This is a genomic window from bacterium (assembly GCA_030654305.1).
Taxonomy (GTDB): Bacteria; Krumholzibacteriota; Krumholzibacteriia; order LZORAL124-64-63; family LZORAL124-64-63; genus PNOJ01.
Map to the genome: position 1 here is coordinate 1 of JAURXS010000302.1, position 1207 is coordinate 1207.

The 1207-nt window shown below is 68.8% G+C and carries 2 protein-coding genes; both read right to left on the reverse strand.

Features of this window, described 5'->3' with window-relative positions; translation table 11 throughout:
- On the reverse strand, window positions 1-787 hold a 787-nt coding region (locus tag Q7W29_08675), incomplete at its 3' end, for a hypothetical protein (GenBank protein MDO9171889.1).
- Window positions 788-918: 131 nt separating this feature from the next.
- Window positions 919-1207: hypothetical protein (locus tag Q7W29_08680; protein ID MDO9171890.1), on the reverse strand; the 289-nt coding region annotated here is incomplete at its 5' end.

A 1207-nucleotide genomic window follows, 5' to 3' on the forward strand; every position in this document is an offset into this window, starting at 1 on the left:
GGCCGGCCGTCCCGTCGGCCAGGAAGATGAGGTTGCCCGCGATCGCGAGCCCCATGGCGGTCCCCGGCGTGTCCAGCGTGGCACGCAGGACCGGCGTCGCCGGAGCGGACACCGAGATCACCTGCAGGCCGGAACTGCCGCCGGCGATGTAGACGTAGTCGCCGTCGACGATCACATCGCGCGCTTCGCCCGCCGTGTTGTAGGTGCCGGCCGAGACGGGGGCCGCGGGGTTGGCGATGTTGACGACGCGCAGCCCGGAGTTCCCGTCCGCGACGTACGCGTAGTTGCCGTCGACGACGACCTGGTAGGCGTTGCCCGGCGTGTCGTAGGCGCCGGCCGCCGTCGGCGCGGCGGGGTTCGTGATGTTGATCGTCTGCAGGCCCGTGGTGTTGTCCGCGACGAACGCGTAGTCGCCGGCGACGACGACGTCGTTCGCGGAGCCGGGCGTGTCCAGCGCGCCGGCCAGGGTCGGGTTCGCGGGATCCGTGATGTCGACAACCTGCAGGCCCGAGCTGCTGTCGGCCACGTAGGCGTAGTCCCCCGCGACCGCGACGCCCATGGCCCCGCCCGGCGAATCCCAGCCGCCCAGGATCGTCATGGGGATGGCCCGGATCCGCAACTCGTGGGCCACCGTGTCCCACAGGGCGGTGGTCGCCAGGGTGTCGCAGGCCGCCCTGGTCGTGAAGGTCTCGGTGTACTGGTGGGGCGAAGCGAGTGCGGCAGCAGCGAAGAGCAGGAACATGACGAGGGCTCCGGTGGGCGCCAGGTCGCGGCAGCGCATGGACATGGGGGTGACCTCCTCGATGGATTGGCATGATGAGATATGGACTCGACTATACATCAACTCGTGGCCCGACCCGATATAAATGACCGGACATTTTCATATGATCGGCATGATCGAAAGACGATGGCGGCCTTCTATTCCGGCTTGAACAACCCCGCCGCATCCGACCCCAGCAGCCCCGCCCGGTACGATCTTTCGTCCACCGGTGTCAGCCGCCCGTGCATCGCCGGGGTGATCAGCATGACCCGCCGCACCCGCTCGGTGCGCTCGGCGATCCGCTCGAGATGCTCGTCGCTGACGGTCCAGTGCAGCCGGTCGAAGGGGGCGAGGCTCAGCGGGCCGGTGTAGCCGACCAGGGTGCGCTCGCGGGCGAGGTTGTAGTAGGGCTCGAAGTAGGACATCGCCAGCTCGCGCACGCTCGCG